Consider the following 25,358-nt stretch of genomic DNA (forward strand, 5'->3'; position numbering starts at 1 on the left):
AGACATGGCGAAACGACCGCGGCGGAACCACACGCCGGCCTTCAAGGCAAAGGTGGCCCTTGCAGTCCTGAGGGGCGAGAAGACGATTGTCGAGCTGGCACAGCAGTTCGACCTGCACCCGAACCAGATCACGCAGTGGCGCAATCAGCTTCTCGATGGGGCAGCAGGCGTCTTCGATGGCGAGGCGAAGACCGCAGCGCCGGCGCCGGCGGTCGACGTAAAGACGCTGCACGCAAAGATTGGAGAGCTGACGCTGGAGAATGATTTTTTGTCCGGCGCGCTCGGGAAGGCCGGCCTTCTGAGCGCAAAGCGATGATCGACCGTCATCACGATCTGCCGCTCAGTCGACAGGCGAAGGTTCTCGGGATCAGCCGGGGCAGCATCTACTACCTGCATCGCGCAGTCTCTGCCGCCGATCTCGCTCTGATGCGCCGGATCGACGCCCTGCACCTGGAGTATCCCTTAGCCGGCAGCCGCATGTTGCAGGGCCTTCTCAGTCTCCATTTCGCCGCGCTCTCTATCGTGCCGGTAGAGACGGAAGTTGGAATTTACGGGCCACCTCAATGCTCCCCGCTCCTGCCATCGGCCCGCTTCGCCTTGCGCACCCAAGCGCCGCCGCCGTTCTCGGGGATGTATTCGACCCCGGCTTCAAGCGCTGACCGAATTGCCTCCACCGTTCGACCTTGAGGCCCAGCGGACCAAGCTTATCTTCCAGCCGCTTTATCGAAGGCAGCAAGACTTTCGAAGCTTCGGCGAAATCCTACGCTAAGGCTTTTGGCGTCGAGGGATTCGCGCGTTTCTTATCGCGATGTAGATTGGCAACTGGGAACTTCCTCTGATAGACGAAATTTCCGACGCCATCCCACAATTTAGCCGACCAGGTCGATGGCAATTGCGCAACCCCGACATGGCGCTGGCCGCAACGAGCGTGGTCCCATGTTCCGCATCGACGACCGGATCGATACTGAGACGCAACGCTCCATAGGCGCCAGTGCCCTCAATGCCAAATCTGCGTTGTTCCCCTCCCCAGCGGCAACGTGATCGACAGGTGTATGATTCAGGGCGCGCGATGCGAAGGCCGCAGTTGCAATGACATTGACGCCTTCGGCACGGCTAACGACGGATCGCGCGTCGTCGACCTTCCCCGAGGCGACCGGATTCGACGTTGTGCAGGCCAGTATCGAGACCACAGCTCCGGGATCGATTGCAATGGCGGAGAGCGCGTCTACGCCGCCGATCGCACCCGGCAGCAATCGCGGGCGATGCGTCTGCCGCGAAACCTCGCGTAGATCCCGTTCGAGTTCTGCAGAGACGAGGGCCGCAGCTCCAACGGTCCAAACATCAGCGAGCCAGAGAAGGTCGGCTCCATAATCCTTGATTGCGCTTGGCCCAGTGAAGTCAATTAGAAGGCCCGGCCCTAATGCTCCAAGGCAGGCAAGCGTCTCGACAACTGGAAATCGCCGCTCGTCTGATGTTGCGGCATTTCGCTTCAGGGCACCGACGATTTCCCAGCGCCCATTGTCTTCAGCCGTTCGCAGGCTCAAAAACGTCCGAGTGATACGACCGAGACCGACAAGATCTACACGAAGCTTCGTCCTATCCTTGCGCTCCGAGGCATGTTCCCCGGCGGCGCGACACGCCGCCGGATACCCACTTTGGCCGATCGCCCAAAAACCGTCTCGGCTATTTCTCGAATGCGGGGTCGGTCGGGACGCGATAGCCATTGACCAACCGGTTCGTCTCGTTCGCCATGCCGACGACGGCGAGGAGCTCGTGGTACTGCTCCGGCGTCATTCCTGCCTTGGCCGCCGCAGCACTATGGCTCGCGATGCAGTAGCCGCAGTTATTGGTCACGCTGACCGCGACATAGATCATTTCCTTGACGAGGGCGTCGAGTGCGCCCGGCGCCATGACCTCGCGGACGCTCTCCCAGGTCCGCCGCAGGGTCTTCTCGTCATTGGCAAGGTATTTCCAGAAATTGTTGACGTCGCCGAGTTTCCGAGCGGTCTTTATTTCGTCGTAGACGGCTTTGACTGCATCGCTGGCTTCGTTGTACTCGATCGCTCTGGGGCGAGGCATCGGCTTTCTCCTCGGGCTGTGTCTGAAATGTCGGGCGTCGGTCAAGCGGCGGCGACGACCATGATCTCCACCAGAATATCGGGGTAGGCCATGTCGCCGGTAACACAGGCGCGCGCCGGCGCATGAGCGGGATCGACCCAACCGTCCCAGACCTCGTTCATGGCCTTGTAGTCGTCCATCGACTTCAGCCAGACGATGCTCGACAGCACCTTCGTACGGTCGCTGCCGCAACGTGCGAGCATGTCGTCGACCTTCGCGAGCGCCTGTGTGGTCTGTCCGGCTACGGAGAGGGAACGGTCATCCGCGACCTGCCCTGCCAGGTAGACCGTTCCGTTGTGCACGACGGCGCGGCTGCGGCGCCCATTCGAATCGGCTCTCGTGATCGGCATGGAAATCTCCGCGCAGGTTGCGTCGTTACGAACGGTTGACGATCAGGGGAGGATCGAAAGCGGTCACGGGCGGCAGTTCGCCTTCGTAGCGCTCGATCTCGACGAGACAGGATTGTGCACTCGGCCCCTGGCCTAGACGCGACGTGCCCAGATCATGCGTCAGGACATTGGGATTGCCGTGCTTTTCGAGAACCCCGGCCTTGCCGGGCATCACCGGGTCGTACCAGGCACCGGTGGCGAGCTGCAGGACGCCGGGACGAACCGCGTCGCACAGGACGGCCGCCGCAAGGCAGGCGCCGCGCTCGTTGAACAGCCGCACGATGTCGCCATCGCCGATCCGCCGCGTCGCGGCATCGGCTGGATGTATCCGGACGGGCTCACGGCCGTGTATCTTGGCAGCCCGGGAATGCACCCCCTGGTCGTACTGGCTGTGGAGCTTGGTCTTGGGCTGATTGGAGATCAGATGCAGGGGGAACTGCCTCGCCTTGGAGGCCCCGAGCCATTCCCTGGGTTCGAGCCAGGCGGGATGGCCGGGGCAATCGTCGTAGCAGAAGGAAGCGATCCGGTCAGACCAGATCTCGATCCTGCCGGAGGGCGTCGGTAAAGCGTTCCCGACCGGGTCCCGCCGGAACTCCTCGAACAGGGTCGGCTGCTGCTCCGGCTCGGGAAAGAGCAGCGCTCCCTCCTCCCAGAAGGTCTCGAAATCCGGCGGATTGAAACCCAGAGCTGAGAGGCGTTCCTGTGCTTTCTCGTAGAGGGAACGGAGCCAGTCCTCCTCGCCCCGCCCCTCGGTGAAGACCGCCGCCGCGTCGAGTTCGGCAGCCAGCGCGCCAAAGATGTCGTAATCGTTCCGCGCTTGCCCAAAGGGGGCACTGACCCGATGCGAAGCGGCAATGAGCCGGTCGCGGCTGGAACAGACGATGTCATTGCGCTCCAGCTGGGTGGTCACCGGCAGCACGATGTCGGCATGGCGTGCGAGCGGGTTCCACCAGCTCTCGTGGACGATCGTCACTTCCGGTCGCTTCCACGCTTGGAGGAAGCGGTTGAGGTTCTGCTGGTGATGGAAGGGATTTCCGCCGGCCCAATAGACGAGGCGGATGTCGGGGTAGCTCCGGTCTTGCCCGTTGAACTGATAGCTGCCGCCCGGCTTCAGCAGCAGGTCGGATATCCGCGCCACAGGGATGTAGTCGTCGACTGCATTGATCCCCTGCCCGAATGACGGCCAGGACAGGTCGAGTGTCGGGTTGCCGATGCCGTTGACCGAGCCGTAGCCGATGCCGAAACCGCCACCGGGCAGACCGATCTGGCCCAGCATCGCGGCCAGTGTGATCGCCATCCAGCAGGGCTGCTCGCCATGATCCGCCCGTTGCACGGCCCAGGCCAGCATGATCATGGTCCGCTGCGCCGCCATCTTGCGTGCGAGCCCCCTGATGGCCTCCGCCTCGATCCCGCAGATCGCGGCCGCCCACTCCGCCGTCTTCGCGATGCCGTCACTCTCGCCCGCGAGATAGGGCAGGAACCTGTCGAAGCCGGTGGTGCAGTGCGCAAGGAAAGCCTTGTCGTGCAACCCTTCGCTCCACAGCGTGTGAGCGAGACCCAACATCAGCGCCGTATCGGTGTTGGGCGCGATCGGAAGCCAGTTGGCGCCGAAGCGCTCCTCGACATCGTCCCGGATCGGCGTGACCGATATGAGCTCGCCCCCGGCTGCCCTGAAAGTCTCGAGGCTTTCGGCCAGGAAATGACGGCCTATCCCGCCGGAACTCACCTGGGAATTCTTAAGCGGCAGGCCGCCGAACATCACCAGCAACCGGGCGTGGCGGACAATAACGGGCCATGAGGTATGCTCGGTGACGAGCCCGCGGCGGTCGCCGACGACATGCGGCACGATCGCGTCGGCGGCGGCGTAGCTGTAGTTGCCGACGGAGCGCGTATAGCCGCCGATAGCGTTCAGGAATCGATGGATCTGGCTCTGCGCATGATGGAAGCGCCCCGCGCTCGCCCAGCCATAGGAGCCGCCGAAGATGGAGCGGTTGCCATGCTCCTTGCGAACCCGGTCGAGCTCGCCGGCCGCGATGGCGATGGCTTCGGACCAGTCCACGGCGACGAAAGGCTCGGCGCCGCGGCCGGCCCCCGTCGCACGAAAGCCCTTCTCGAGGAATGAGGCGCGGATCATCGGGCGTTCGATCCGGATCGGATCGTCCAACGCTCCGATCATTGACCGGGCAATGGGAGACGGCGCCGGATCCTGCTCGAAGCCCTCGAGCTCGGCGGGACGCCCCTCGGACATCCGCACTCGATAGGTGCCCCAATGCGTGGCGACGGTCGGTCGTGCGGGTGTCTTCAACATCATCGTCGCCAGGGCTTTGGAGGTCGGCGTTTGGTCAGGCGGACCTCGCCAGATCGGCGGGCTTCGCCTCGGTCCGATCGACGGCGTCAGGCGAAACCATGCGCCAGGCGAAGCCGAGATGCTCCGAGACCAATCGAGCCAACAGGGGGCCATTCCGGTCGAGGAAAGCCTGGGCAATAGGCTCATGCTCGTTGAAGGCTTTCGCCCAGTTCTCCGCCTGCAGGACGCCGAGATAACGCGTGCGATAGAGGCGAAGGTTGAGCTGCGCGTGCATCTCGATCAGCACGGGATTGTGGGAGGCCGCAGCAATCGCGAGATGGAAGGCCTGATTGGCATCAAAATAGGCGTAGCGGTCGCTGACGCGGTAAGCCTCCGCCATGGTCTCCAGATGCCGACGGATTGCCTCGTCATCCTGCTGCGTCGCCTGGTCGCAAGCGAGTTCGGCGGCGAAGACGTCAAGGCGAACGTAGACCTGCAGGAGATGGCGGATCTCGTCGTCCGATAGCGCCGCCACAACGGCGCCGCGGTTCGGGATAATCTCGATCAGCCCTTGCGTCGCCAGGATCTGCAGGGCCTCGCGCAACGGGGTTCGCGAAATCCCGAACTGGTCGGTGAGCGCCTTCTCCCGGATCCATTCGCCCGGCTTGATGTTGTCATGGATGATCTCAGACCGGATGTGATCTGAGATCTGCTGGGTTAGCGATTTGGGCGCCACGATCGCCGCGGCCCGCCGGGCCCCGACCGCCGTTACAGCACCTCCCGGCATCGCCGGCTTGTTCATGCCCGTCTCCTCATTGAGTCGCTTTCCACATTGCGAATGTGGGTGCGACGCAAATTTGATGTTGTAAACCTACACACCTTGCGTATTGTCGACAACATGAAATCGACAATGATCCCGTGATGGAGTCGATGGCCGCATCCTCGCTCCTCAGCCGAAGGACAGTGGCGGAGCCAATTTCGTCCGCCTCGGACTCGGGCCGGCGCGATATGCGGCTCGATCGGCGTCCTCTTGCACCGCATATCGAACCCCGCATGCGATGCAGCGGCCGGGACATAGTGGCGGTCGTTCCCAGGATTCAACTTGCCGGTGTTGGCATGCCGCCCATCGGGACAGCCACCCTCTCGCTAAATTTTTCCTACCCCAGCTCTGATGAGCGTATCACTTTTCTGAAAGCGCCCGGACACAACGTATTCATAGATTATTCTACCATAAACAGTTCGGAATTAAGTAATTCAATCCCTCGCGGAAGCAGAGAATCGAGCGTAAATGGATTTGTCCGCCTCGAAAAACAAATTGGACCTGTTTGCAGAACAGTCTCCAATTTCGACGCAGGCATAGATGACCATCGAAGACCATTTCTCCACCTGACTCCAAGAAAAAGGGGAATGTCATGCCGGATCACTCGTTCGTTCGTAATGGAATTTCGCGGCGCGGCCTTCTCAGCGGTGGCGCCGGCCTCATCGCCGCGCCGTTCATCATCCGTCCGGCTTACGCCGCGGAGCGCATCACCGTGGCCGATCCGGGCGGCGTCTACGTCACCGGCTTTACGCCCGCCTTCTATGCGCCCTTCCGCAAGACCGGCGCCGAGCTTGTCAACGTCTCCCGCGACTCCGAGCCGACGAGCCAGGTAAAGGCGCAGGTCGACGCCAAGTCCTATGTCTGGGATGTCGTTTCGATCACCCTGTCGTCGCGCAAGCTGCTCTCGGATGCCGGGCTGCTCGAACCGCTGCAATTCTCGGGAGCGGATTACGACGAGCTTCTCCCGCTGGCGAAGCAGCCGGACTGGCTGGGCACCAACGTCTATGGCAGCGTGCTCGGCTACCGCACCGACAGCATGAAGGCCCGCCCCTCGAACTGGGCCGATTTCTACGACGTGGCCAAATTCCCCGGCCGCCGCGCGCTGCCGAAGAGCCCGATCCATACGCTCGAAGGTGCCCTTCTCGCTGATGGTGTCGACCCGAAGAAGCTCTACCCGCTCGATGTCGACCGGGCCTTCAAGAAGCTCGACACGATCAAGCCGCATATCGCGGTCTGGTGGACGAGCTTCACCCAGACGACGCAGCTCCTGCAGAGTGGCGAGGTCGATTTCCTGCCTTCCAGCAATGCGCGCATCCAGGCGGCGATCGACAACGGTGCCCCCGTCGAGATCATCTGGGATGGCGGGCTCTACGGCATGGAGGGCTGGGCGATCCCGAAGGGCTGCCCACGCGCGGAACTCGCCAAGAAGTTCATCGCATCCTGTGCCAAGGGCGAGCAGCAGGCGCTCTACACCAAGGCTCTAGCCTATGGCCCGACCAATCAGACGGCGTTCAAGTTCATCGATCCCGCCCGCGCCAAGCAGTTGCCGACGGAGCCCGCCAATTTCTCGAAGCTGATCCCCAGCAACGACGAATGGTGGGGCGCGAACAAGGACAAGATGTTCGAGCGCTTCAACGCCTGGCTCCTCCGCAACTGAGACGCAGCTGATGTCCGAGAAGCTGCGCGCCGAGCAGATCACCAAGCGCTACCACAACGTGGTAGCGCTGAAGCCAACGACGCTTTCAATGCGCGACGGGGAATTCCTGACGCTGCTTGGCCCGTCCGGCTCGGGAAAAACGACGCTATTGTCCCTGATTGCCGGCCTCACTGAGCCGACAGGCGGCGATATTTGGATCGATGGGCGGCGCGTCACCGATGAATCCTCGGCTAAGCGTGGATTGGGCATGGTCTTTCAGAACTACGCCCTGTTCCCGCATCTCTCGATCTACGAGAACATCGCCTTCCCCTTGCGCATGCGCCGGATGGGCGCAGCCGAGATCGACGCGGCGGTGCGCCGCGTGCTCGACCTCATCCATCTGCCCCATGTCGCCGAGCGCCTGCCGCGGGAGCTCTCCGGCGGGCAGCAGCAACGGATCGCGCTGGCGCGCTGCATCGTCTACGAGCCCTCCATCATCCTGATGGACGAACCGCTCGGCGCCCTCGACAAGAACCTGCGCGAGCACATGCAGACCGAGATCAAGCGGCTGCATGTCGAGCTCGGCATCACCATTCTCTACGTCACCCATGATCAGGAGGAGGCGCTGTCGATGTCCGACCGCATCTGCCTGATGAACAATGCGCGGGTCGAGCAGATCGGCACCCCGGCGGAGCTGTATTTCAAACCGGCCTCCGTTTTCGCTGCCGGTTTCCTCGGCGAATCCAACATCGCCCCGGCGAAGGTGCTGTCGACCGGAGCCGAGACCCTGCTCGGTTCCGCCGACGGCTCGACGATCAGGGTGGCGGCCGATGCCGGCCACCGCACCGATGAAGACGTCAACTGGATGGTGCGGCCGGAACGGCTGAAGCTCATCCGCGACGGCGAGGCGCATGAGAACATCCGGCGCGGCCAATTGCTCGATGCCGTCTTCGTCGGGGGCTTCACCAAGATCAATGTCCGGCTGGACGACGGCACCACCCTCCTCGCAAAGGAGCTGACATCCGGGCGGCCGCTGCCGGAGCGCGGGCAGAACGTGACGCTCGGCTGGTCGGCCGCCGACGCCATCGTGCTGCCGCCGGGCGCGTGACATGACGACCATGTCCACGCGCGATTACGAACCTGCCCCGACGGCCGAGCCCGCGATATCAGCCCTTCAGCCGCGGCTGCGTCGCGCAAGGCCGCTCCTGCCACTGGTTCCGCTTCTCGCCTTCCTGGCGATCTTCTTCTTTTTCCCGGTCGCACAGATCCTGTCGCTGTCGCTGTTCGACCGGGGTGGAGCCGCCACCTCCGCCAACTTCGCGAAGGCCTTCTCCGACCCTCTCTATTTCGACGTCCTGCTCATCACCTTCAAGATCGCCGGCTGGACCACGGTGATCTCGGTCGTCGGCGGCTTCCCGGTCGCCTACTACATCGCGAACGCCGCGCCCCAGAGCCGCAACGCTCTGATCATCTGGGTCCTGCTGCCGTTCTGGACCAGCTTCCTGGTGCGGACCTTCGCCTGGATGATCCTTCTGGGGCGGAACGGTGCGGTCAACCAGCTCCTGCTGGCACTTGGCATCGTCGACGCGCCGGCCTCGCTGATCTTCAACCTCACGGGAACGCTGATCGGCATGTCGCATGCGATGCTGCCGCTCGCGGTCATGACGATGTTGCCGGTGATGCAGACGATCGACGGCAACCTGTCGCGGGCGGCCGAGACGCTCGGCGCCGGTCGCGCCCAAATCTTCTGGCGCATCTACATCCCGCAATGCATGCCCGGCATCAGCGCGGCAGCGATGATGGTCTTTATCAGCTCTCTCGGCTTCTTCATCACGCCTGCCCTGCTCGGGGGGGCGCGCGAGACCATGCTGACGCAGGTGATCATCACCCAGATTCAGGAGCTGCTGAACTGGCCGGCGGCCAGCACGCTCTCGGTCCTGCTGCTCGCGGCCTCGATCGTGGTCTTCGTCGCCTATGACCGGGTCATCGGGCTGTCGAGCCTCGCCGGTGGCTCCTCGGACCGCTCGGCGCGGACGGTCTCGGCCTGGTCGCGCATCCTCGACGTGATCGGCCGGGCGATCGTCAATGGGCTGGGAAGCCTCTGCGCCGGCATCGGCGCGGTGTTCGCCGGACTGCTGCCCGCGCGCGCCTTCCGCGGGCTCGGCCGGGGCAGCAGCCTCGCGCTGTTCCTGATCGTCGTCGCCTTTCTGCTGATCCCGACGCTCTTCGTAATTCCGGCCTCCTTCACGCCGGGCAACACGGTCCAGGCCAATCCGAACGGGTTCTCGCTGCGCTGGTACGAAGCGGTCTTCGCCTCCTCCGACTGGACCAGCGCGGCCTGGAATTCGCTCGTCGTCGGGCTGGCCTCGGGCATTGTCGCGCTCGTTCTCGGCACGATGGCAGCCTTCGCGATGGCCTGGAACCGCTTTCCCGGCAAAACCGCTGCGCTCGCCGTGATCCTGTCGCCATTGATCGTGCCGCGTATCGTGATCGCGGTCGCCCTGTTCTTCCTCTATTCGAAGCTGGAGCTGGTCGGGACGGTGACGGGGCTCGTTATCGCGCATGCCGTGCTCGCCGTCCCCTATGTCGTCATCACCGTCATGGCGGTGCTCGCGACCTATGACCGGCGGCTCGACCAAGCGGCAGCGGTGATGGGCGCAAGCCGGTGGCAGACTCTGCGCCGGATCACCTTGCCGATCATCAAGCCGGGCCTGCTCTCGGCCTTCCTCTTCGCCTTCGTCACCTCCTTCGACGAATTGACGGTGGCGCTGTTCATCACCGGCGGCTCATTCAACACGCTGCCGCGCCAGATGTGGTCGGACCTGCTGCTCCAGATCAATCCGACCCTGGCAGCCGTCGCGACCCTGCTGCTGGTGCTGATGACTGGTCTCCTGTTCCTCAACGAGCGTTTCCGGCGTTCAGCCGGCCGCAACTGACGCCCGCGTGGCGCGATCTGGAAGGGTTCCATGCGCAACAACCTTCGCAAGAAGACCTATTACGGCGTCACCGTCGGCATCCTCATGGTCAACAGCCGCTTCCGGCGCTGGCCCGGCGATATCGGCCATGCCGGCACCTGGGATTTTCCCGTGCAGTACAGAATCGTCCACGACGCCGTGCCCTCGCGCATGACGGAGCTGCACGAATCCAGCCTGCTCGAACCGTTCAAGCGGGCGGCCCAAGAGCTGATCGATGCCGGCGTCGACGGCATCACCACGACCTGCGGCTTCCTCTCGATCTATCAGCGCGAGCTCGCCGATTTCTGCTCGGTGCCGGTCGCGACCAGCGCTCTGCTGCAGGTGCCGATGGTCGAGCGCATGCTGCCGACGGGCAAGAAGGTCGGCATCCTCACCTATAATGCCGAGGTGCTGAACGGCCCTTATCTGCGCGCCGTCGGCATCGCCGAGGACACGCCGGTCGTAGGCCTGCCGCAGAGCTCCGAATTCGTCCGCAGCATCCGCGAGGGCGACGACACCGTGCCTTATGACGTGCTGCGCGGCGAGGTGCTCGCCGCGGCGGGCGACCTGCTCAACCGGCATCCCGATGTCGGCGCGATCGTCGGGGAATGCACCAATCTGACGCCCTTCAGCGCCGATATCGCCGAACGCTACGGCGTGCCGGTCTTCGACGCGGTGACGATGGTGAACACCTTCCATGCGGCGCTGAAGCCGCGACGCTTCGGCACGGACTGATCGCCGGCGCCACAATGGAAAGCGGCCAGAACAGGACGGGTATCGCCGTCATCGGCGGGGGCATCGTCGGCGCTAGCGTCGCCTACGGTCTCGCCGCCCACGGCGAGACCGTGACGCTGTTCGACGAGGGCGACATCGCCTTCCGGGCGGCGCGGGGCAACCTCGGCAATGTCTGGGTGCAGGGCAAGGGCGCCGGCGGCCCGGCCTATGCCGATCTCACACGCCAGGCTGCGAAGGACTGGGATGAATTCGCGCATGATCTCGGCGCCGAGAGCGGAATCGATCTGCATTTCCGCCGGCCCGGGGCCTTCTTCTTCTGCTTCTCCGAGGCGGAGCTGGAGCGCCGCAGCAAGATGATGGCCGATCTGGAAGCCCGGGCCACGGTGCCCAGCCGGTTCGAGGTCATGGACAATGACGGCATCCGCAAATTGCTGCCGGAGGTGGGCTCAGCCGTCACCGGCGCGACCTTTTGCAGCGACGACGGCACGACGAACCCGTTCCATCTGCTGCGCGCGCTGATCTCGGTGTTCGAGCGGCGCGGCGACTATCGGCCCCGCCATGCCGTAGCCGGCATCGTGCCTGACGGCGCGGGCTTCCGGGTGAAGACGCAGCAGGGCGACTGGCTCGCCGAGCGCGTCGTCCTGACCGCCGGGCTCGGCAACAAGGAACTCGCGCCGGAGCTCGGCCTCTCCGCCCCGGTCCGCCCCGTGCGGGGGCAGATCATGGTCACGGAAAAGCTGAAGCCCTTCCTGCGCCACGGGATCAGCTTCATCCGCCAGACGGTCGAGGGCGGCATCGTCTTCGGCGAATCCTCCGAAGAGGCCGGGCTCGACGACCGCACCACGCCCGATGTCATCCAGACGACGGCGAAGCGCGCCGTCGCGGCCCTGCCGCTGCTCGCCAATGCGCAGGTCGTGCGCAGTTGGGCGGCTCTGCGCGTGATGTCGCCTGACGGCATGCCAGTCTATGCCGAATCCGCGGCACATCCGGGCGCCTTCCTGGTCACGGTCCATAGCGGCGTGACGCTTGCGCCGTTCCATGCCGGCCCGCTCGCCGCCGCCTTGTCCGCCGGCCGGCTGGATCCGGCCTGGCAGCCCTTCTCATCGGATCGCTTCAGTGTTCCAGCGCCTTGATCTCACGGAATTCGACACCGCCTTCAGCTTCGGCGGCACGACCGTGCCCGCCCGCGAGGGCGAGAACCTCGCGGCAGCGATCCTGCGCGCCGGCATCAAGAGCTTCCGCAGCACGCCGCGGTCAGGAGCGTCACGCGGCCCCTATTGCATGATGGGAGTCTGTTTCGAATGCCTTGTCACGGTGGACGGCCGGCCCAACCGGCAGGCTTGCCTCGAGACCGTACGCGCTGGCATGGTCGTCGAACCTCAGGCAGGCGCCGCGGAGCTCAGCCAGTGAGCGCGCCCTTCGACGTCGCGGTGATTGGCGCGGGTCCGGCGGGCATGGCGGCCGCTGTCACAGCCCGCAAGCACGGGCTGAGCTGCGTGGTGTTCGACGAGGCCGGCAAGCCCGGCGGCCAGATCTACCGAGCCATCACCGAGCGCCCGGCACCGGACCGCGCCGACATTCTAGGACGAGATTATTATGCGGGCCGCGATTTGGTCGAGGCCTTCCAACGCTCCGGCGCGGAGCACCGGGCCGCGGCGATGGTCTGGTCCGTCGCGGAGGGTGAGATCCGTTGGCGCTCGCGCGAAGGCTCCGGCGTCACCGGGGCACGCCGGATCGTCGCGGCCGCCGGTGCTATGGAGCGCCCATTCCCTATCCGCGGCTGGACGCTGCCCGGAGCCATGACTGCCGGCGCGGCGCAGATTCTGCTGAAAACCGCTGGTCTGTTGGAGGACGATCTCGTCTTCGTCGGCGGTGGCCCGCTGCTCTATCTCGTCGCTGCGCAATACTGCCGCGCAGGGCATCCGCCGCGGCTTATCATCGAGACGACCCCGCGGAAGAATTTGGCGGCCGCGCTGCCTTATCTCCCGCGGGCGCTTCTGGCCGCCCCGTATCTCTCCAAAGGACTTGGCCTGCTCCGCGAACTGCGTGCCGCCTGCGTCCGCATCGAACGCGGCGTCGAGCAGGTTGAGATCGAGGGCGAAGATGCGGTGCGCGGCGTGAAATGGTTCAGCGGCGGGCGCTGGCAGCGCACTGATGCAAGCCGCGTGGCGCTCCATCAGGGCATCGTGCCCAATGTGAATCTCGCCATGGCGCTGCGCTGCCCGCATGTCTGGGACGAGCGTCAGCGTTGCTGGCGGCCGGAGCTCGACGCGTGGGGGCGCTCCAGCCAGCCCTGGCTCTGGATCGCGGGTGACGAGGCCGGCATATCCGGCGCCGTTTCGGCGCGTTTGAGCGGCACGCTTGCCGCGCTCGACATCGCTCGAGACCTCAGCGCGATCAGTGCAGCCGAGCGGGATCGGGCGAGCAGCCCCCTTCGCACCGCGCTCTGGCGAGACCGCGCGATCAGGCCGTTTCTGGAGGCGCTCTACCGTCCGGCTGATGCTTTCATCGCGCCCGAGTCCGAAGATGTCGTCGTTTGCCGCTGCGAGGAGGTGACGCGCGGCGAAATCGCCCAGGTCGTGAAGGAAGGTGCGGCCGGACCGAACCAAGCGAAAGGCTTCCTGCGGTGTGGCATGGGTCCTTGCCAGGGGCGACTTTGCGGGCACACGATCACTGAGACGATGTCGGCGTTGAGCGGGCGCAGCCCAAGTGAAATCGGCTATTTCAGGTTACGCATGCCAATCAAGCCCGTGACGGTCGAACAGATAGCGGACTCCTGCGTCGATTCGGGTCCCAACTTCGGCGCCGAAGCATCGTAAAGTCGTCGGGCGCAGATGGCGGTGCGATGATGGGCTAATTTCGGCTGGCGCCGGACGCTTTCCTACGAACTCAGCCCAGAGCGGCGTGCCGATGACTTACGTTCGGTCGGCCGCTTCTTGGATCTATCCGGCAAATTGCGCCGGAAGTCGATCTGATGGATCAGTCTGCGGGTATGGTTCCGGTCCATTTCGCTGCCCAGACAGCAGCTGCGTCAGCGCCTCGTCATCAACCTGTCGTGAAGCCATTTGCAGAACCGGATCTCCAACTCCGTGATCGGACCAGATGCTTCGCTTTCTCCTTCTCCGCTCCCTGCGCGCCCTGCTGACCGTCGCCATCTGCGTCTCGGCCGTGTTCGTCGCGCTGCGCCTGGCGGGCGACCCGGCCCAGATCATGTTGCCGAGCGACACCCCGCCGGATGTCGTGGCCTATTATCGCGAGGCTTGGGGCCTCGACCGGCCTCTGGCCGAGCAGTACCTGCTCTATATCGCGAGCGCCGTCCGCGGTGATTTCGGCCTCTCATTCGCGGATGGCAGGCCTGCCTTCACCGCCGTGGTCGAAGCGCTGCCGAAGACCTTCCTGCTCGGCTCCTCCGCACTGATGCTGGCGCTCCTCGTCGGCCTGCCGCTCGGCGTCCTCGCGGCGCTGCGCCATAACCGCGCCGCCGACCGGCTCGCCATGGCGGTCGCGGTGTTCGGCTACGCCATTCCCGTCTTCTTTCTCGGCATCCTGCTCATCCTGCTCTTCGCGCTGAAGCTGCGTGTGCTGCCTTCGGCCGGATCTGACAGCCTCTGGCATCTCATCCTGCCGACGGTGACGCTCGGCCTGCCGCTCGCCGGCCGGCTGGCGCGCTTCGCCCGCACCGCGACATTGGAGGTGCTGGGCAAGCCCTATATCCGGGCGGCGCGTGGGCGCGGCGTGATGCCGCTCCGCGTGATCCTCCGCCACGCCCTTCCCAATGCCGCGGTGCCGCTGCTGATGTTCATCGGCATCGAGATCGGCCATATCCTCGCCGGCAGCGCGGTGGTCGAGACCATCTTCGCCTGGCCGGGCATCGGCCGGCTTCTGGTCGACTCCGTCTCGACGCGCGATCTCTCCGTCGTCCAGGCCGTGATTTTCACGGTGACGGTTATCATGGTCGGCGCCAATCGGCTCGGCGGCTTCTCCCGCGCGCTTGGCGGGCAGGCCTGATGAGCGCCGTCGGTCTCTCCTCCGCGCCTGCGGCTCCTGCGGCCAGACACCGGATGTCGCCGGTCGTGATGCTCTCGGCCGGCTTCCTGCTCGTCGTCGTGGTCGTCGCGCTGCTGGCGGATTGGCTGGCTCCGCTGCCCTATACCGCGCAGAATCTCGCCGCGCGATTGAAGCCGCCTTTGACCGAAGCCGGCGGCACGACCTACTGGCTCGGTACCGACCAGCTCGGCCGCGATATCCTGAGCCGGATGATCTTCGCTGTCCGCACCTCGATCCTGATCGCCGTGATGGGAACCCTGATCGGAGCCGTGTTCGGGACAGCGCTCGGCTTCCTCGCGGCGCGTCTGCGCGGCTTCGTCGATCAGGCCATCATGATGCTGGTCGATGCCCAAGCGGCAATTCCGGCGCTGTTCCTGGCGCTGACCATGCTCGCCTTCTTCGGCAACAACATCGTTCTCTTCATCCTCCTCGTCAGCATCGACGGCTGGGATCGCTATACCCGGCTGGCGCGCGGCCTCGTCATCTCCGAGCAGGAGAGCGACTACATCAATGCCGTCGAGGCGCTGGGCGCTGGCCCGTCGCGGGTCGTGCTGCGCCACCTCCTGCCCAATATCGCCGCGGCGCTGGTGGTGCAGGCCACGCTGAACTTTCCCGGCACGATCCTGCTCGAAACCTCGCTCTCCTTCCTCGGGCTCGGCGTGCAGCCGCCGGGCACCTCGCTCGGCCTGATGCTCGGCGAAGGCCGCCGCTACCTGCTCAACGCCTGGTGGATCGCGGTCTTTCCGGGGCTGACGATCTTCCTGACCACGCTGTCGATGAGCCTGTTCGGCGACTGGCTGCGCGACCGTTTCGACCCGACCAGCGAGAGGAACTGAGACGATGCGACCCGGCCTCCTTTCGGATGCGGGCCGGCCGCTCGCCATCGCCCATCGCGGCGGAGCCCTGCTCGGGCCGGAGAATACGCGGGAGGCCTTCGCCGCCGCCATCGCAGCCGGCGCCGAGGTCGTCGAAACCGATCTGCGCTTCAGCGCCGACGGCGCGCTGGTCTGCCTGCACGATGCCGACCTCATGCGCCTCGCCGGGCATCAGGGACAGGTCGCCGAGACCGATCTCGCGACGCTGAGGGCGCTTCTGCCCGGCTTGCTGACGCTGGACGAAGCGATCGCGTCCTCCGCGCCGCTCGGCCTCCTGCTCGACGTCAAACTGTCCGAACCCCGCATCCTGAACCCGATCCTCGCCGCCCTCGATGCGGCGGATGCGCTTCCGCGCTGCCTGCTCGGCCTCCGCGACATCGACCTGATCGGCGCGGCGCGCCGGCTGTCGCCGGAGATCGCGATCCTCGCTCTGGTGCCCAATCCCGATTCCATCATGGCAGCGCGATCCGCCGGCGCCGACTGGTTCCGGCTCTGGCAGGGCGAGGCCACGCCGGAGCGACTCGCCGCCATACGCGAGGCCGGCATGGGTTCGGTCATCATGGTCGGCCAGCCGCGTTCGGTGGCGGAGCCCGGCTACCCGCCTTTTCCGGTCGGGCGCATCGACGCTGACGGGATCGCGAGCATGCTGGCGCTGGGACCGGACGCCGTCATGCTCGACGATCCGCGTCTGCTCCTCCGGACCCGCGCTGTCACGGGCGCGTCGTCAATCTGATGCAAGGCAGTCGCATCGCGGCACCGCTTTGCCGGCGCCGCTCGAATTGTCTTGCGAGGAACTCCGATGCCCGTCCTGTCCCGCCGCCGCTTCGTCGAGGGCGCTGCCGCCCTGCCGGTCGCGCTCTCCATGCCGACCGCCTTCGCGGCCGATGACAGCCGCCCGAACTTCACCGTCGCGGTCGCCGACCTGCCGGCGACGCTGGAGCCGGCGCGCGAGCTCTCCAATGTTGGCACCCGCGTCACCTATTCGATCTTCGACACGCTGATCCGGCGCGATTTCCTCGGCGCGGCCGATGGCGGCGGCTCGGAGCTCAAGCCGCATCTGGCGGTGAAATGGGAGCGGGTCTCGCCGCAGGAACTCGTCGTCACGCTGCGCCAGGGCGTGAAGTTCCACAATGGCGACGAACTGACCTCGGAAGACGTCGCCTACACCTTCCGCGACGGCCGGCTCTGGGGCGACAAGGCCCAGATCCCCGGCGGCAAGGCCTATTTCGGCATCCTCGCCTCGGTCGAGCCGGTCGATCGCTACACGGTCCGTTTCAAGACCAAGGTCGCCGACGTACTGCTCGAACAGCGGCTCGCCTCCTGGTGCGCCTGGATCGTCAACAAGCGCGCCTATGAGGCGATGGGCTTCGAGGCCTATTCGCGCAAGCCCGTGGCGACCGGCCCTTATCGCGTCGTCTCGCATTCGGCCGCTGACGCCACGGTTCTGGAAGCCTTCGACGATTACTTCATGGGCAAGCCGACGGCCAGGCGCGTCACCTTCAAGCGGGTGCCGGAACTGGCGGCGCGGGTCGCCGGGCTGGTCGCGGGCGATTACGACCTCGTCACCAACATCCCGCCCGACCAGATGAGCGTGGTCGGCGGCTACAAGGACATCGACGTGCGTTCGGTGGTGCTCGCGAACGTTCATGTCCTCGCCTATAACGACCAGGACAAGGTGCTCTCCGACAAGCGCATCCGGCAGGCGCTGAACCACGCGATCGACCGCCAGAAGCTGGTCGAGGCGCTCTGGCAGGGCACGGCGCAGGTGCCGGCGAGCCACAACTTCCCGGAATACGGCCAGATGTTCATCGAGGGCCGCAAGCTCTCCTACGATCCCACGAAGGCCAAGGCGCTGCTCAAGGAAGCCGGCTACAAGGGCGAGCCGATCGTCTATCGGACGCAGGCCAACTACTACACCAATGCGCTCGAGGCCGCGCAGATCCTGACCGAGCAGTGGAAGGCCGTCGGCATCAACGCCTCGCTGCAGGTGGTCGAGAACTCGACCCAGATGCGCGGCGCCAACACGCAGATCTTCAACTGGTCCAACTCGACGCGTCTGCCCGATCCGCTGGGTTCGATCTGGGTGGCCTGGGGGCCGGCCGGCGAGATCCAGGTCTCGAAATTCTGGACCTCGGCGCAAGCCTTCAACAAGGCAGGCACGGCGCTGGAGGCCGAGACCGATCCGGTGAAGCGCAAGGCGCTGTTCACCGAGATGCTCGATATCTGGGAGGACGAGGCGCCGGCGACGATCCTCTACCAGCCGAGCGAGGCCTACGCGATCAAGAAGTCGATCGCCTGGCGGCCGACGACCTTCTACTTCATGGATCTGCGCCCGGACAATCTGAGCTTCGCTAAGGTTTGAAAGCGACTATGATTCAGGGCTGCGCCGTAGGCACAGGCCCGAGCCGATAAGCGTGGCGCTATACGTCATGGTCGGCCTTGTGCCGACCATCCACGTCTTCATTCGTGCAATGCGGTGTTCAAGACGCGGATGCTCGCCACAAGGGCGAGCATGACGGCTGGAGCGAGGTCGTGTTCATGGGTTCCGGGCTCAGGCTTGCGGCCTGCCTCGGAATGACGGCGCGGTCTCCTCGAAACCAGCGAGCTCTACTGCCCGCCACCCAAAATAAACCGCCGCCCGTCCTGCTCGACCACATCGACATGCTGGACGAAGGCGCCGCTGCCGGCCGAATGCCGAAGCTCACGCCCCTCCTCGCGCGGCGGCACGGCGAGATTGCGCCCCATCATCGTCGCCGCGGGCTGAAGCCCGAGCAGGCCAAGCACGGTCGGCCCGATATCGATGATGCCGGCCGGCTCCTGCGAGACGCCGCCATGGCCGCCGGCGTCGCCAAGGATCAGCACGGTGTTCAATTCATGCGGGTTGATGCCGCCATGCATGCCGCCGCCGAGTGGCACGTCGCCGGGCGTCATCGCCCCGAGACCGGGCAGCCCATATTGATCGGCGTCGAGCGTCGATTTCAGAATGAACATCAACTCCGGCTGGCGCTCGGCATGCCCCGTGTTCATAAGGCCCAGCGAGAGCGTGCCCGCGATCTCGCCTTCGACGCCGTTGCGGTCGCGCGAGAAGACATGGCCGATGGCAGGATGCTCCATCAGCCAGGCTGCGACACGCTCGATCTCGGCGTGCTCGCCTTCCCGCAGGCGGATCTCTCCGCTCATGCCGCCGGTTGCCACGATAGCGGCGCCGTTGATTGTCTTTTCCGCGCTGAGGTCGAAGCCGGCCTGCTGCGCCGCCTCGAACAGCGGTTCGACCGTGCCGGTCGAGATCTGCCCATGATCGGAGGCCGCGATCACCGCGATACGCTCCGCATCGGGCTGAGCCTCGACCCAGTCGAGGATCGCACCGAAGGCTCGGTCGGCCTCGCGAAGGCCAGCCATCGCCTCAGGCGAACCGAGGCCGCGATAGTGGAAGGTCGTATCCGGCTCGTTGAACCAGATCAACGCGACGTCGGGCCGTGTCGGCAGCACCAGCTCGGTCATCACCCGCCCGCCATAGGCGAGCTCCTGCAGCCGCGGCAATTCGCGCTCCGGCAGCGGGCCAAGACGGGCGATCGCGGCTTCGACCGCTTCCGGCGTCTGCGTCGCCCCGGCGCCGTGCATCGAGAAGGTCCAGTGCCCGTTGGCGCGGGCGCGCGGATTGATGAAATGCGCCGAGCCGGCCGAGCCGGTATGCACCACCGCCATGCGCTTGCCGGCACGGGCCAGCACGTCTCCGAAACTGTCGGCGGCGAGCAGGCGACCGTCATGATGCGCCTCGGCGCGGCGGATCAGGCCGGCATCGCTGGTGTCGAACATCCTCTCGGGGATCGCCTCGCGATGGTAGAAAGCGTTGCCGACGATGCCGTGGACGATCGGCGGCGCGCCGGCCGCGATCGAGCTCGTTGCCACCCGAGTCACCGAGGGGAAGACGCTGCGCGCCCGGCGGAACCAGGTTCCGCGCGCAGCGAGGCGCATGATGTTCGGCGTGAGCTTGGGCGTGACGAAATCCGGCCGCAGGCCGTCGAAGACGGCGATGACGACGCGGTCGGCGCTTGGCTGGTCGGGGCGGGTCATCTCGTCTCCGGGGTCGGCTTGGTGTCGGTTCAGGCTGCGGCGGCCGCGGGTTCGGCAGCCGCCAGATGACAGGCGGCAAGGCGGCCGTCGGCCACCGGCCGCAAGGTCGGAACCTCCTCCCGGCAGCGGGCCACGGCGCGCGGGCAGCGCGGATGGAAGGCGCAGCCCGAGGGCCTGTCAACGGGATTCGGCGGGTCGCCTTTCAGAATGATGCGCCCTTGCGTGCCGCGCAATGGCGTCGGAACGGCCGAGACCAGAGCTGCCGTGTAGGGATGGGCGGGGTCGTGGAACAGCGCATCCGGCGGCCCTTGCTCGACGATGCGGCCGAGATACATCACCGCCACCTCGTCGGCGATCTGCCGGACGACCTTGAGATCATGGCTGATGAAGAGATAGGCCATGCCAAAGCGCGCCTGCAGGTCCTGCATCAGGTTGATCACCTGCGCCGCGACGGAGACGTCGAGCGCCGAGATCGGCTCGTCGCAGACCAGCAGCGCCGGCTCGAGCACCAGCGCCCGCGCCAGAACCACGCGCTGGCGCTGGCCGCCGGACAGCTCATGCGGATAGCGCTCGAACAGATCGGGCCGCAGGCCCACCGCATCGAACAGCGCGAGCGCCTTCTGCCGCTGCGCGCCGGCATTGCCTTCCAGCCCATGGATGGCCAGGGGCTCGATGACCTGCTCACCCACTGGCAGGCGCCGGTCGAGCGCAGCGAGCGGGTCCTGGTGAACGAGCTGCATGCGCCGGCGCAGGGCGCGCCACTGGCGATCGCGCAAGGCGGTCACCGGCTCGCCCTCGAAGCTGATCCGCCCGCGTGTCGCCGGCAGCAGGCCGAGCGCGAGCTTGGCGGTGGTCGACTTGCCGCAGCCGGATTCGCCGACGATGCCGAGCGTTTTCCCGCGTTCGAGCGAGAAGCTCACGCCGTCGACCGCGTGCAGGATGCGGCGCGCTCCGCCGGCGGTCGCGACCGGGTATTCGCGGGCGAGGTCGCGGACATCGAGAAGCATGGTCATGCCGTCGCCCCGATTGGCGAGGGCACTGCCAGATCCGGAAAGGCGGCGCCGTGAGGCGGCAACGCTTCGTCGAGCCGCAAGCAGGCGGCGCGCTGGTCTTGCGCCGCGAAGGTCAGTTCCGGCAATTCATCGCCGCAGCGCTCGATCGCGATCGGGCAGCGTGGCGCGAAGGCGCAGCCCGGCGGAATGCTGGCCGGGGCCGGCACGGTGCCGGGGATCGGCGTCAGCCGCCGGCGTGGTCCGTCGAGCGTCGGCAGTGCCGCCAGCAGACCTTGCGTATAGGGGTGGCGCGGCCGGGTGAGCAGGTCCTGCGTCGCCGCCGTCTCGACGATTCGCCCGGCATACATCACCGCGATCCGCTCGCAGAGATCGCCGACGACACCGATATCGTGTGAGATCAGGATCAGCGCCATGCCGGTCTCGCGCCGCAGCTCGCGGATCAGGTCGAGCACCTGCGCCTGGATGGTGGCGTCGAGCGCGGTCGTCGGCTCGTCCGCGACCAGCACATCGGGCTCGCCCGCCAGCGCCAGCGCGATCATGACGCGCTGGTTCATGCCGCCGGAGAATTCATGCGGATATCGCTTGAGGCGGCGCGTGCCGTCGGCGATGCCGACCCGGTCAAGCAAGCGCAGCGCCTCGCGGCGGGCCGGTTCTCCGGTCAGGCCGCGATGAAGCCGGAGGACCTCCGCGATCTGCGTCCCGATGCGCTGCACCGGGTTCAGCGCACTGCTCGGATCCTGGAAGATCAGGGCGATGCGGCCACCGCGCACCCGCGCCAGCTCGCGCTCGGGGAGCGTGCCGATATCCCGTCCGTCGAGCAGGGCCTCCCCGCCGGTCGTCACATTGCGCCCGAGTAGGCGCAGTGCGGCAAGCCAGGTAATGCTCTTGCCGCAGCCCGATTCGCCGACGATGCCGAGCGCCTCGCCGCGCCCCACCGACAGGTCGATGCCGCGTACGATCGGCATCGCGCCGGACACGGCAACGGTAAAGCCATGCAAGCGAAGCAGGGGGGATACGGCTTGGCCTTCGATGAAACTCGAGCCGTGTCTGTTGAAGCGATGCTTCGTCAAGGTCGATGATGACTGCATGACGGCCGACATATCGCCGGGCCCGTGACCGTCTTGTGACGTCGCGGTCGAGTGTCGGATATCGACCGTCATTGACCTGGAACTGCACGCGAAGAATTTGTCGAAGGTGCTGCTAAGGTCACCGTTTTTTACATCCGCGACCATCAGCGTTTTCATGATTTTCGTGCAGTCATCCGCAACTGTGCGGATGTCCTTGAGCATCGAGACGACAGCGATACCCGCAAGATGCCGGTAATGCGCCTGCCGAGCGCGTCGGCGCCAACGCTCATTACAATCCAATTGTCGGAGGATACGATTTGCAGATGCGCGACGCCGCTTAAGGGCGCGATTAAATTAACCTGCCCGAAATTCTAGTAAAAGTTGCAGTTAGTCAATGTCAGCTGCCATAGAAATAACTTGCTTTACCGAATTTGTTCGTTGATGAAGTGGGCAAGTCGAGCCAGCGACTCAAGAGACTGAAGATTGTCCGAAAATAACGAAGCGATCGTCGACATCGTCGCTAGCATCGTATCTGCATTCGTAGCGCACAACAGCGTGCCGACGTCTGAGCTGCCGGCATTGATTTCTAGCACGCATGCTGCATTGACTAACCTCGACAGAAAGAAAGAGCCTGCCGTCGAAGAAAAGGCCGTTCCAGCTGTCACCATCAAGAAATCAATTACGCCTGAATTTCTAATCTGCTTGGAAGACGGAAAGAAATTCAAGTCGCTGAAGCGACATCTTCGGACAGCCTACGACATGGCGCCGGAACAGTACCGGGCGAAGTGGGGCCTGCCGAACGACTATCCGATGGTCGCGCCGGCCTACGCAGAAGCCCGCTCGAATCTTGCGAAATCCATGGGCCTCGGGCAGCGGCGTCGGAAGGCCGCGCCTGTGCCTGCGCCAACTCCGAAAAGAGGGCGCGCGAAGAATCCCGCCTGATTGCTGGCGGCGGGCGCTTTTGAGCGCTCGCCGGAACTACATCGACCGCTGATGGTTCAAGGCACGGGGCACATGGGGAAACCTGTACGCGACGGCCCACCTGACCAATAATTCTAACACAGGTCGGTTGGCGTCACCCCCCGCGCGGCGCATGAAATCGGCCATCGTGCCGCCAACGGGCGCGCTGACGGTATCCTCCCGACAGGAACATCTGCTGGGCGTTACCCGATTGCGTCGGAGTGTACCGACTTCTTCGAAATCGGGAATCCGCAATCCGGCTTGGTCGTGATTGAAGATCATGCCGGGTACCTGGCTCAGGAGCGATGCGCCAGGAGGAGACCTTCGGCGCTCGACCAAAACCTGACATTCACAGCCGTGGACGGGAATGGACCTTCCCACCAGGGGAGCCTCCTATGGGCCATTCACAATGGGACGATCGGGTCGATACCGTCGTGGAAGATCCGGGCGCGGCTACGCCCGACTCATTCGCCACGCAATTCCCGATGGAGCCCTGCTGCCGGCAGCAGTTCTAGATCAAGCATGGGCAGCAAGTCGTTCTCGGCGCGGAAGTTCCGGGCGCAGATCGCGTCGAACAGCGCGATGCCGGCCTCATGCAGGGGCAGCGGCAAGCCGATCACCCGCCCCAAAGCTTGCAGAGGGACTAGCCCGAAGGGGACGTCCTCAGTGATGAAACGGGTATCCAACGTCTTCGGGCCAAGAAGCTCCGGACGGTTCTTGTAGACCGCCGCGGCCATCTCTCCGACGGGCCCGGGCGCGACGCCGAAGGAATGGACATAGTGGTCCTGCACGCTGCGGACCGAAAGGCCAAAGGCCTTGGCGAGCGCCAAGCGCTCGCCATCCATGGCATCGACGATGCGACCGACACCCTGGGTGATCGAGCCGTAATTCGGCCAATCCTCCCCGCGCTCGGCGCGGGTCAGATTGCCGAGCATATTGGCGACATGGGCCGGAGGGTTGAGATTGCTGAGCATGATGGCCAGCACGTCCTCGCGCAGCTCGAAACGATTGCCGAAGAGTGCCTGGCAGGTTGCGAGGCCTGCTTGCGCGTGGCGGACCGGCAAGGTGGCGACGTCGAGCTTCGCCCGTATACCGGAGATATGGACGCTGCGTGGCCCGCTCTTGCGCGCGGTCAGAGCCGTTGTGGCCCAGGCGGCAACCGGAATATCGATCCCCCGCGCCTTCAGCAGTCGGTGCAGATAGAGCGCGGCGAACGAGCAATGGGCGCTGATGATGACGGTCTGCCCCGCCGTGAGATGAGGGGCGATCGCGTCGATCACCGTCTTGAAGCCGTTGGCCTGCACCGCGACGATGATCGTTTCGGCTCTGGCAAGCGCCTCGGCGCAATCGCGGGCGATGCGCGGCGGCACGGCGGCTTCGAGCTTACCCGTGGTGGTCAACGTCGCGTCGCCCGCGAAATCGGCAAGCGCCGCGCCGCTCGGCGACCAGATGACCGGCTCGTGCCCTTGAGCGGTCAGGTAGGCGCTGTAGCCGCGCCCGATCCCGCCGAAGCCGATGATGGCAACGCGCATGGGTTCGATCCCCTTTGATGGTGTCAGACGATTTCGAGGCCGCCGAGCACGTGCTTATGGACGACGGCTTCAAGGCCGGGCCCATCGCGTTGAAGTAAGCATTCGACGATCTCGTAATGCTCGCGCACCGTGTTCGCGAGCAGCGCTGCGGTGTTCTTTTCACGCGTCAGCGTGACTGGAACGCGGCTGCGCAGGTCGAAGATCATCGAGACGAGATCGCCGTTCGGGCAAAATTCGAGCATGGCAGCGTGGAAGGCGTAGTTGGCCTCCTCCTGCGCGATCACGGTTCCGGCACTGACAGCACCGGCGAAATCGTCGGCCCGCTGCCGCAACCGCTCCAGCCCCGCCTCATCGATGTATTTCAACACCTCGGCGGCGGCCGCGACCTCCAGGATGGCGCGGATCGTCACGACGTTGCGGAAGCGCGCCTTGTCGAAGGTCTCGACGCGGTAACCGCGATTGGCCTCCAGCTTGACGAAGCCCTTCTCCTCGAGCCGGTCGAGCGCCTGACGAATATCAAGCCGCGAGGCGCTGTATTGCGACTCGAGATCGACCTGCTTCAGCCAAGAACCGGCGCTGAGGCGACCGGTGCTGATATCCTTCTCGATCAGCTTGGCGAGCTCGCGGGCCCGCGACGCGCTGCCACCGGCCGTCCGTGCGCTACGCGCGCCGGCGCCAGCCCTACCGCTTTGTCCCGTATCCAAAGTCATCAGCGCCATGTTCCGCAGACGAATCCCTGCATCTTCGCAACCATCTTCACCTGCGTTGCCCCTGGACCGCAATTCATTGGCACGGCCCTCCGGGATGGCGGAGATGAAATCCTCTGCCGATGCACCTTCATTGAGCAAAAC

At 65.3% G+C, this 25,358-nt stretch carries 21 protein-coding genes and 1 pseudogene; 13 read left to right on the forward strand and 9 right to left on the reverse strand.

What is annotated here, in order from left to right; all coding sequences use genetic code 11:
• Positions 1–4 precede the first annotated feature (4 nt).
• A pseudogene (locus tag AB4Z16_RS06960) lies at positions 5–495 on the forward strand (transposase); the annotation flags it as partial.
• A 1,188-nt stretch (positions 496–1,683) separates the two neighbouring features.
• On the opposite strand, the gene AB4Z16_RS06965 reads toward AB4Z16_RS06960, so the two are convergent.
• The 4 genes from AB4Z16_RS06965 to AB4Z16_RS06980 are packed head-to-tail and all read right to left on the reverse strand — an operon-like array spanning position 1,684 to position 5,596.
• Positions 1,684–2,079: a carboxymuconolactone decarboxylase family protein gene (locus tag AB4Z16_RS06965; protein ID WP_441510599.1), complete on the reverse strand. Its 396-nt coding sequence runs from the start codon at positions 2,077–2,079 to the stop codon at positions 1,684–1,686.
• A 41-nt stretch (positions 2,080–2,120) separates the two neighbouring features.
• Positions 2,121–2,468: a RidA family protein gene (locus AB4Z16_RS06970; RefSeq protein WP_441510600.1), complete on the reverse strand. Its 348-nt coding sequence runs from the start codon at positions 2,466–2,468 to the stop codon at positions 2,121–2,123.
• Between the two features lie 25 nt (positions 2,469–2,493).
• Complete coding sequence (locus tag AB4Z16_RS06975; protein WP_441510601.1) at positions 2,494–4,815, reverse strand: molybdopterin-dependent oxidoreductase; 2,322 nt, start codon at positions 4,813–4,815, stop codon at positions 2,494–2,496.
• 34 nt (positions 4,816–4,849) lie between these two features.
• The gene (locus AB4Z16_RS06980) at positions 4,850–5,596 is read right to left on the reverse strand and encodes a GntR family transcriptional regulator (RefSeq protein ID WP_441510602.1); all 747 of its coding nucleotides are present in this window, start codon (positions 5,594–5,596) and stop codon (positions 4,850–4,852) included.
• Between the two features lie 610 nt (positions 5,597–6,206).
• Between AB4Z16_RS06980 and AB4Z16_RS06985 the strand changes: the two genes are divergently transcribed.
• The 11 genes from AB4Z16_RS06985 (at position 6,207) to AB4Z16_RS07035 (ending at position 18,223) form a co-directional block, all read left to right on the forward strand.
• Complete coding sequence (locus AB4Z16_RS06985) at positions 6,207–7,271, forward strand: ABC transporter substrate-binding protein (protein WP_441510603.1); 1,065 nt, start codon at positions 6,207–6,209, stop codon at positions 7,269–7,271.
• A gap of 10 nt (positions 7,272–7,281) precedes the next feature.
• Positions 7,282–8,358 carry an ABC transporter ATP-binding protein gene (locus AB4Z16_RS06990; protein WP_441510604.1) on the forward strand — a complete coding sequence of 359 codons (1,077 nt, stop codon included), beginning with the start codon at positions 7,282–7,284 and terminating at the stop codon, positions 8,356–8,358.
• 1 nt (position 8,359) lies between these two features.
• Entirely contained in the window at positions 8,360–10,186 is a 1,827-nt protein-coding gene (locus tag AB4Z16_RS06995; protein ID WP_441510605.1) for an ABC transporter permease subunit, read from the forward strand.
• Positions 10,187–10,216: 30 nt separating this feature from the next.
• Entirely contained in the window at positions 10,217–10,939 is a 723-nt protein-coding gene (locus AB4Z16_RS07000; RefSeq protein ID WP_441510606.1) for an aspartate/glutamate racemase family protein, read from the forward strand.
• A gap of 14 nt (positions 10,940–10,953) precedes the next feature.
• Complete coding sequence (locus AB4Z16_RS07005; RefSeq protein WP_441510607.1) at positions 10,954–12,072, forward strand: NAD(P)/FAD-dependent oxidoreductase; 1,119 nt, start codon at positions 10,954–10,956, stop codon at positions 12,070–12,072.
• Positions 12,056–12,349, forward strand: a complete 294-nt coding sequence (locus tag AB4Z16_RS07010) for a (2Fe-2S)-binding protein (RefSeq protein ID WP_441510608.1) — start codon at positions 12,056–12,058, stop codon at positions 12,347–12,349. The genes AB4Z16_RS07005 and AB4Z16_RS07010 overlap by 17 nt, the downstream gene beginning before the upstream one ends.
• Entirely contained in the window at positions 12,241–13,758 is a 1,518-nt protein-coding gene (locus tag AB4Z16_RS07015) for an FAD/NAD(P)-dependent oxidoreductase (RefSeq protein WP_441510609.1), read from the forward strand. The genes AB4Z16_RS07010 and AB4Z16_RS07015 overlap by 109 nt, the downstream gene beginning before the upstream one ends.
• A gap of 283 nt (positions 13,759–14,041) precedes the next feature.
• Complete coding sequence (locus tag AB4Z16_RS07020; protein ID WP_441510610.1) at positions 14,042–14,947, forward strand: ABC transporter permease; 906 nt, start codon at positions 14,042–14,044, stop codon at positions 14,945–14,947.
• Positions 14,947–15,822, forward strand: a complete 876-nt coding sequence (locus tag AB4Z16_RS07025) for an ABC transporter permease (RefSeq protein ID WP_441510611.1) — start codon at positions 14,947–14,949, stop codon at positions 15,820–15,822. The genes AB4Z16_RS07020 and AB4Z16_RS07025 overlap by 1 nt, the downstream gene beginning before the upstream one ends.
• A 4-nt stretch (positions 15,823–15,826) precedes the next feature.
• Positions 15,827–16,594, forward strand: a complete 768-nt coding sequence (locus AB4Z16_RS07030) for a glycerophosphodiester phosphodiesterase (protein ID WP_441510612.1) — start codon at positions 15,827–15,829, stop codon at positions 16,592–16,594.
• A gap of 66 nt (positions 16,595–16,660) precedes the next feature.
• Positions 16,661–18,223, forward strand: a complete 1,563-nt coding sequence (locus AB4Z16_RS07035) for an ABC transporter substrate-binding protein (RefSeq protein WP_441510613.1) — start codon at positions 16,661–16,663, stop codon at positions 18,221–18,223.
• A gap of 245 nt (positions 18,224–18,468) precedes the next feature.
• On the opposite strand, the gene AB4Z16_RS07040 is transcribed toward AB4Z16_RS07035, so the two are convergent.
• Genes AB4Z16_RS07040 through AB4Z16_RS07050 form a run of 3 tightly spaced genes read right to left on the reverse strand, consistent with a single transcriptional unit; the run spans position 18,469 to position 21,913 of the window.
• Positions 18,469–19,935, reverse strand: a complete 1,467-nt coding sequence (locus AB4Z16_RS07040) for an alkaline phosphatase family protein (RefSeq protein ID WP_441510614.1) — start codon at positions 19,933–19,935, stop codon at positions 18,469–18,471.
• 29 nt (positions 19,936–19,964) lie between these two features.
• Positions 19,965–20,948: an ABC transporter ATP-binding protein gene (locus tag AB4Z16_RS07045; protein WP_441510615.1), complete on the reverse strand. Its 984-nt coding sequence runs from the start codon at positions 20,946–20,948 to the stop codon at positions 19,965–19,967.
• The gene (locus tag AB4Z16_RS07050; RefSeq protein WP_441510616.1) at positions 20,945–21,913 is read right to left on the reverse strand and encodes an ABC transporter ATP-binding protein; all 969 of its coding nucleotides are present in this window, start codon (positions 21,911–21,913) and stop codon (positions 20,945–20,947) included. The genes AB4Z16_RS07045 and AB4Z16_RS07050 overlap by 4 nt, the downstream gene beginning before the upstream one ends.
• Positions 21,914–22,498: 585 nt before the next feature.
• Between AB4Z16_RS07050 and AB4Z16_RS07055 the strand changes: the two genes are divergently transcribed.
• Positions 22,499–22,957 (forward strand): Ros/MucR family transcriptional regulator, encoded by a 459-nt coding sequence (locus AB4Z16_RS07055; RefSeq protein WP_441510617.1) that lies wholly within the window; start codon positions 22,499–22,501, stop codon positions 22,955–22,957.
• Positions 22,958–23,439: 482 nt separating this feature from the next.
• On the opposite strand, the gene AB4Z16_RS07060 is transcribed toward AB4Z16_RS07055, so the two are convergent.
• Together AB4Z16_RS07060 and AB4Z16_RS07065 are read right to left on the reverse strand one after the other, a co-directional pair.
• Positions 23,440–24,507 (reverse strand): NAD/NADP octopine/nopaline dehydrogenase family protein, encoded by a 1,068-nt coding sequence (locus tag AB4Z16_RS07060; RefSeq protein WP_441510618.1) that lies wholly within the window; start codon positions 24,505–24,507, stop codon positions 23,440–23,442.
• 23 nt (positions 24,508–24,530) lie between these two features.
• Entirely contained in the window at positions 24,531–25,217 is a 687-nt protein-coding gene (locus AB4Z16_RS07065; protein WP_441510619.1) for a GntR family transcriptional regulator, read from the reverse strand.
• Positions 25,218–25,358 lie beyond the last annotated feature (141 nt).

Origin of the sequence: Allobosea sp. TAF32, assembly GCF_052113585.1 — a bacterium.
Taxonomy (GTDB): Bacteria; Pseudomonadota; Alphaproteobacteria; order Rhizobiales; family Beijerinckiaceae; genus Allobosea.